Annotated in this window: 4 protein-coding genes, 1 tRNA gene, 1 other RNA gene and 1 pseudogene; 3 read left to right on the forward strand and 4 right to left on the reverse strand. The window is 61.6% G+C overall.

Annotated elements, in window-relative coordinates; genetic code table 11:
• Together ADK28_RS16540 and ADK28_RS16545 are read left to right on the forward strand one after the other, a co-directional pair.
• Positions 1-205 (forward strand): annotated as a pseudogene (locus ADK28_RS16540) (hypothetical protein); the annotation flags it as partial.
• A gap of 264 nt (positions 206-469) precedes the next feature.
• Positions 470-949 (forward strand): RrF2 family transcriptional regulator, encoded by a 480-nt coding sequence (locus ADK28_RS16545; RefSeq protein WP_028128027.1) that lies wholly within the window; start codon positions 470-472, stop codon positions 947-949.
• Between the two features lie 64 nt (positions 950-1013).
• On the opposite strand, the gene sdeB is transcribed toward ADK28_RS16545, so the two are convergent.
• Both sdeB and sdeA read right to left on the reverse strand, forming a co-directional pair.
• Positions 1014-4157, reverse strand: a complete 3144-nt coding sequence (gene sdeB / locus ADK28_RS16550; RefSeq protein ID WP_048796131.1) for a multidrug efflux RND transporter permease subunit SdeB — start codon at positions 4155-4157, stop codon at positions 1014-1016.
• A 24-nt stretch (positions 4158-4181) separates the two neighbouring features.
• Positions 4182-5369 (reverse strand): multidrug efflux RND transporter periplasmic adaptor subunit SdeA, encoded by a 1188-nt coding sequence (gene sdeA, locus ADK28_RS16555; protein WP_016928167.1) that lies wholly within the window; start codon positions 5367-5369, stop codon positions 4182-4184.
• 296 nt (positions 5370-5665) lie between these two features.
• Between sdeA and ADK28_RS16560 the strand changes: the two genes are divergently transcribed.
• Complete coding sequence (locus tag ADK28_RS16560) at positions 5666-6022, forward strand: helix-turn-helix domain-containing protein (protein ID WP_033640674.1); 357 nt, start codon at positions 5666-5668, stop codon at positions 6020-6022.
• A 54-nt stretch (positions 6023-6076) separates the two neighbouring features.
• On the opposite strand, the gene ADK28_RS29470 is transcribed toward ADK28_RS16560, so the two are convergent.
• Both ADK28_RS29470 and ADK28_RS16565 read right to left on the reverse strand, forming a co-directional pair.
• Positions 6077-6196, reverse strand: a non-coding RNA gene (locus ADK28_RS29470) — RtT sRNA.
• 47 nt (positions 6197-6243) lie between these two features.
• A tRNA-Ser gene (locus ADK28_RS16565) sits at positions 6244-6333 on the reverse strand.
• Positions 6334-6605: the final 272 nt, after the last annotated feature.

A 6605-nucleotide genomic window follows, 5' to 3' on the forward strand; every position in this document is an offset into this window, starting at 1 on the left:
GGTGCAAGGGGCGATGCAGAACAACGACGTCAGCACCAGCGTTCAGCAGCGTTGCAAAACGGTCTACGACAAGTCTCAGAAAATGCTGGGCTATGACGTGACCTACAAGATCGGCAATCAGCAGGGCAAGATCCGTATGGATCACGATCCGGGCACGCAAATCCCGTTGGATAAAAACGGCCAGCTGGTGTTGAACAGAGCCTGATCGCCACATTCGAATTAAACCCGCGGGCAGTGTTAGTTCTGATCGTTTAACCCGGTTAAGCGAGCGGCGTTAACATTGACGCGGGTTTCTGTTTTCTGCCTGCCTAAAAATTTGCGATCGTTCTAATGTCTGCGTGCGATATCGCTGGGCGAAACTTCAAAAAAGCCCCCGCGTTTGTTATATTATTGTGCGATTAAGCGGTGTGTTCGGCGCCAATCGCCACACCGGCCAAACCCGAGTATTTCGTCTCGCAGAGATAACGACATGTTAGATTTTCGCTTTCCGACAGCGTTGCAAATGGTCCTTAGCGTCGCCGTAGCTGAGAAGCAGGGCATGCGTTCGACGAGCGCCACCCTCGCCGCCGCTCTGGAAGCCAACCCCAGCTTTATCCGCAAACTGATGGTGCCGCTGACCAAAGACGGCATCATCGTTTCCACCCTGGGCCGAAACGGCTCTATCCACCTCGGCCGCCCGGCGGAAGAGATCACCCTGCGGGATATCTATCTGGCGGTGATCGACGACAAGCGCATCTGGGCTTCCCGCCCTGAAGTGCCGGCCCGCTGCCTGGTGAGCGCCAACGCCTGCTGGTATTTCAAATCGGTGGTGAACGAGGCCGAGCAGGCTTCGCTCGCGGTGCTGGCGCGCCACACCGTGGCCGACTCGTTGGCCGAACTGGAGCGGGGCGACAAACGCGCCTGCGCGGAGTACGCCGCTGAGCAAGAGGCTGAAACCGCCGATAAATAATCGCGGTTCGCATGCATAAAAAAGGTCGGGCAATGCCCGACCTTTTTGCATGTTAAGACGATGATTACGCCGTCTGCGGCTGCGCTTTGCGCGCCACCAGGCGCCGCAGGGTGACGTAGAACACCGGCGTCAGGAACAGCCCGAACAGGGTGACCCCCAGCATGCCGGAGAACACCGTGATGCCGGTGACGCCGCGCACCTCGGCGCCGGCGCCGTGGCCGAGGATCAGCGGGATGGTGCCGGCGATGAAGGCGATGGAGGTCATCACGATCGGGCGCAACCGCAGGCGACAGGCCTCCAGCGCCGCCTCGACGATGCCTTTGCCCTGCATTTCCAGCTCGCGGGCGAACTCGACGATCAGAATGGCGTTCTTGCAGGCCAGCCCCATCAGAACGACCAGCCCGACCTGCACGAACACGTTGTTGTCGCCGCCGGTCAGCCACACGCCGAACAGCGCCGACAGCATGGTCATCGGCACGATCAGGATCACCGCCAGCGGCAGCGTCCAGCTTTCATACAGCGCCGCCAGCGCGAGGAATGCCAGCAGCACTGCCACCGGGAACACCACCAGCGCGGCGTTGCCCTGGGTCGATTGCTGATAGCTCAGATCGGTCCACTGAATGTTCATGCCGTTCGGCAACAGCTTATCGGCCATCTGCGTCAGCGCACCCATCGCCTGGGTAGAGGAGAGTACGCGCGGATCGGCGTCGCCGATCAGATCCGCCGCCGGGAAGCCGTTATAACGGATCACCGGATCCGGGCCGTAAGTGGTGCCGATGCTGACCATGCTGCCGATCGGCACCATTTCGCCCTTGTCGTTGCGGGTACGCAGGTTGGCGATGTCTTCCACGCTGTCGCGGAACTGGCCGTCGGCCTGCGCCATCACCTTCCAGGTGCGGCCATAGCGGTTGAAGTCGTTGATGTAAGACGAACCGAGGTAGGTCTGCAGCGTGCTGAACAGCGCATTGAGCGGCACCCCCTGCGCCTTGGCCTTGTCGCGATCGATTTTGGCGTCCAGCTGCGGCACGTTAGCCTGATAGGAGGAGATCGGGAACCCCATGCCCGGCGTTTGCATAATGGCGCCGGACATCGTGTTGATTGCCGTCTGCAGCGCGCCGTAACCCAGTCCGCCGCGATCCTGCACATACAGCGAATAGCCGGAACCCTGGCCGATGCCGAGGATCGGCGGCGGCATGATCGAGAAGGCGAAGCCTTCCTGAATCTGCGAAATGCGCGCGTTGATCTCGGCGTTGATCTGCGCCGCGGTGCGGGTGCGGGTGCTCAATGACTCCAGCGCGAAGAACACCGTGCCGGTATTCGGCGTGTTGGTGAACTGCAGCGCGTTCAGGCCGGGGAAGGCCACCGCATCGGTGACGCCGTCCACGCTCAGGCCGATGGCGCTCATCTTGCGGATCACCGCATCGGTGCGTTCCAGCGAGGCGCCTTCCGGCATTTTCACGCCGCCGATCAGGTACAGCTTGTCCTGCGTCGGGATAAAGCCGCCGGGCACGGTCTTGAACATCACCCCGGCGGCGGCCAACAGCAGCAGATAGACGACGAACACCGCGCCGCGTCGGCCCAGCACGCGGGACACCCCGTGCTGGTAACGCTGCGAACCGCTGGCGAAGAAGCGGTTGAACGGCCGGAACAGCCAGCCGAACAGCCGGTCGATCAGGCGCGACGGCATATCTTTCGGCGCGCCGTGCGGTTTCAGCAAGCGCGCCGCCAGCGCCGGCGACAGGGTCAGCGAGTTGATGGCGGAGATCACCGTCGAGATGGCGATGGTGACGGCGAACTGCTTGTAGAACTGGCCGGTGACGCCGGAGAGGAACGCCATCGGCACGAACACCGCGCACAGCACCACGGCGATGGCGATGATCGGGCCGGAGACTTCGCGCATCGCCTGGTGCGCCGCCGCCAGCGGCGACAGCCCCTCTTCGATGTTGCGCTCGACGTTCTCCACCACCACGATGGCGTCATCCACCACGATGCCGATCGCCAGCACCAGCCCGAACAGACTGAGGGTGTTGAGCGAGAAGCCCAGCAGATACAGCGCGGCGAAGGTGCCGACCACGGAGATCGGCACCGCCAACAGCGGAATGATCGAGGCGCGCCAGGTCTGCAGGAACAGAATAACCACCAGCACCACCAGGATCACCGCTTCCAGCAGGGTATCCACCACCGCGCGGATCGAATCGCGCACGAAAACCGTCGGATCGTACGGAGATTTCCAGCTCATGCCATCCGGGAAGCGGGTCGCCAGCTCGGCCATCTTGCCGCGCACCGCGTCCGACAGCTCGATGGCGTTGGCGCCCGGCGACTGGAAGATGCCGATGCCGACCGCATCCTTGTTATTGAGCTGGGCGCGCAGCGCGTAGCTGCCGGAACCCATCTCGATGCGCGCCACGTCGCGCAGCCGCACGATCTCGCCGTTATCGCCGCTTTTGAGGATGATATTGCCGAACTCTTCTTCAGTTTGCAGGCGGCCCTGGGCGTTGATCGACAGCAGATAGTCGCTGCGCGTCGGCATCGGCTCCGCGCCGAGCTGGCCGGCGGAGACCTGCACGTTTTGCTCTTGCATGGCNCTCACCACGTCGGAGGCGGTCAGCCCACGCGCGGCGACCTTGTTCGGATCGAGCCAGATGCGCATCGCGTATTCACCGGCGCCGAAGATCTGCACCTGGCCGACGCCCGGCAGGCGAGCCAGTTCATCCTTGACCTTCAGGGTGGCGTAGTTGCGCAGGTACAGCGAGTCGTACTTGCCGGAAGGCGACACCAGATGCACCACCAGCGTCAGCGCCGGAGACTGTTTCTGGGTAGTGATGCCCTGGCGGCGCACGTCTTCCGGCAGGCGCGCTTCGGCCTGCGCCACGCGGTTTTGCACCTGCACCTGCGCCTGATCGGGATCGGTGCCGGGGCGGAAGGTGACGGTGGTCACCAGCACGCCGTCGGAACCGGCGACCGATTTCATGTACATCATGTTTTCGACGCCGTTGATCGCTTCTTCCAGCGGCGTGGCCACCGTTTCAGCGATCTCTTTCGGGTTGGCGCCCGGGTATTCTGCGCGCACCTGCACGCTGGGCGGCACCACGTCCGGGTACTCGCTGATCGGCAGCAGCGGAATGGCGATCACCCCGGCGACAAAAATCAGTATCGACAGCACCGCGGCAAAGATCGGCCGGTCGATGAAAAAACGGGAAAAGTCCATGGGTCAGAGTTCTCTGCTGGGAGCTTAGTTAAGTGCGGAGGCGGTGGTGGTCATGGCGACGCTTTTCGCGTCGACAGGCATGCCCGGCATAAACACTTTCTGCATGCCGTCGACGATCACCCGATCGCCGTTCACCAGGCCTTTTTGCACAATGCGCAATCCTTCGGCCATCCGGCCCACGTCGATGTCGCGGCGCTGCGCTTTGCCGTCTTTATCGACGATGTAAACGAACTTGCGGTTCTGATCGGTCATGACCGCTTTGTCGTCGATCAGCATGGCGTTGAACTCGGCGCTGCCGGGCATCTGTACCCGAGCGAACAGCCCCGGCGTGAAGCGGCGATCGCGGTTGTCGAGCAGGGCGCGCATGCGGATGGTGCCGGTCCCGGCGTTCAGTTGGTTATCAGTGAAGTCCACCAGCCCTTGATGCGGAGTGCCGTCTTCGCCCACCAGGCCGACTTTCACCGGCAGGCGGGCATCGTGCCGGCCTTGCTGCTGATAACGCAGGAAGGTGGCTTCATCCACGTCGAAATAGACGTAGACCTTGTCGAGCGACACCAGCGTCGTCAGCACGCTGGCGCTGTCGCCGGCGGTGACCAGGTTGCCGGCGGTGATCATCGCGCGGCTGGCGCGCCCGTCGATCGGGGCGGTGACGCGGGTAAAGTCGAGATTAAGCTGCGCCATATCGAGCTGGGCCTGCGCCGCCAGCACGTTGCTTTGCGCCTGCGCGGCGGACGAACGGCGCTGTTCCCACACCTCTTGCGAGATGGCCTGAGTGCCGATCAGTTTCTCGGTGCGCGAGGATTCGCTGCGCGCCAGAGCGGCCTGATTGCGCGCCCGCACCAGCTCTGCCTGTGCCTGTTCACGCGCGGCGCGGTAGGTGCGATCGTCGATGGTGAACAGCACCTGGCCTTTCTTCACCTCGTCGCCTTCGGTGTAGTTGACCCGCTCGATGTAACCAGAGACCCGTGGGCGCAGTTGCACGCTCTGCACCGCCTCGACCCGGCCATTGAACGCATCCCACTGGCTGATCGGCTTGACCACCACGCTGGCGGCGCTGACCACCGGCGGTGGCGGCGGGGCATTGTGCGCGACGCTGTTGTCACACCCGGCGAGCAGGGCGGCCAACAGCGCCACCCCGGAGAGCCGCTGGCCCAGAGCGACGGCGCGCGTGCGGCCGCCGGCGTTGAACGATGAGTTTGGTTGATTTGGCATTATTTTTATTCCGATAAGTAAGCGCTGTCTGGCCCCATACCCAGCCCTGTTTTCCGGGCTTTTCCCTTCATGCCGGCGTTCGGCGGAAGGGGCGCCGCGCTTTGTCATGGCGCAACGTTAGGTTTTGAAACATATTGGTGTCACATTAATGTATCAATATCGGTTACATTAATTGGGTGGAGTATAGTGGCGGCTTTCCGATAAATGCAATAATAAAAATTGCATTTAAAGCGAAACTGTTGCAACGTATGTGCATCGGGCAGAGGGTGACCCTGCCGAATGATGGGAGCATCTGCATGAACACTACGGGCTTTATTACCGATTTGAAGGCGTGGATCGACAACAATCTGGAAGAGAAACTGGATATCAACACCGTGGCGGACCGCGCGGGCTATTCCAAATGGCATCTGCAGCGCATGTTCAAACGCCAGACCGGCTACGCGCTGGGGGAGTATATCCGCATGCAAAAACTGAAAGTGTCGGCGGAGCGCCTGGCCAACAGCGGCGAGCCTATCGTGAGCGTGGCGATCTCGCTCGGCTTCGACTCACAGCAGTCGTTCAACCGCAGCTTCAAACGCCAGTTCGGCCAAACGCCGGGCGACTGGCGCCGCGCGCTGGCGCAGCCAGCGTCGGTGAGATGCACGCACCACTGAACGGTTGGGCAGTGGGGATAAAAAAGCCTGAATTTGCGTTCGGGCTTTTTTGTATGGCGGTGAGGGAGGGATAGATTCGCTGCGCTCACCCTGCGGGCCGCCGTTGGCGGTCCAAATCGCAGGCGTTTTGTCGAACCCTGTCGAGGTTTCTCACCCTCCCGGTCGGTGCGCTATGCATACAAAAAAGCCTGAACTTTCGCTCAGGCTTTCTCGTTAGAATATGGCGGTGAGGGAGGGATTCGAACCCTCGATACACTTTCGCGTATACACACTTTCCAGGCGTGCTCCTTCAGCCACTCGGACACCTCACCATATTTTTTTGTTGCGAAATCATCGCTGCAACGGGGCGCTACTATAGGGAGTGGGGCCGATCCGGTCAAGAATAATTTCTGTGTTTTTGTTCGTCCGCTCAAGCCGTGTTCACTTTGCTGAAAACTGCGGCGAACTACACGTCAGAAGTCATGAAAGGGCGAGAAAATCAGAGAGGCGGTTCGAGGAGAACCGAGAAAAAGGGGAACCTCGGTAGCGTAAGGCGGGAGGTGTTCGCGGCGGGCCGCCGTTGGCGGTCCAAAACGCAGGCGTT

The sequence above is a fragment of the Serratia sp. 506_PEND genome (assembly GCF_001076875.1).
In the GTDB taxonomy this organism is placed as follows: domain Bacteria; phylum Pseudomonadota; class Gammaproteobacteria; order Enterobacterales; family Enterobacteriaceae; genus Serratia; species Serratia marcescens.